A 361-nucleotide genomic window follows, 5' to 3' on the forward strand; every position below is an offset into this window, starting at 1 on the left:
CCTCGCCTCCCGGGAGGTGAGCCCCCACAGGGCGGGGCGCGTCCTGGCCTCCTTAAGGAAGCTCTTCCGCTACCTGGCCGAGGTGGAGGGCCTCCCCCTCCTCAAGGACCCCACGGAGGGGGTCAAGCGGCCCAAGCTCCCCCGGAGGCTCCCCGTCTACCTCACCCCGCCCGAGGTGGCCCGCCTCCTCCAGGCGGCCTACCAGAACCGCTCCCCCCGGGTGGCCCTCCGGGACTGGGCCCTCCTCGCCTTCCTCTACGGCACAGGCCTCCGCCTCTCCGAGGCCCTGGCCCTGACCTACGCCGACCTCACCTATCAGGACGGCGTCCCCCACGCCATCCGGGTCCAGGGGAAGGGGGGG

At 73.7% G+C, this 361-nt stretch carries 1 protein-coding gene; it reads left to right on the top strand.

Annotation, left to right across the window (positions count from 1 at the left end; all coding sequences use genetic code 11):
* A partial coding sequence (locus tag ACYQ0J_RS00115) for a tyrosine-type recombinase/integrase (RefSeq protein WP_460170217.1) occupies positions 1–361 on the top strand: 361 nt, incomplete at both ends.

This window comes from Thermus sp. FJN-A, from assembly GCF_054655095.1.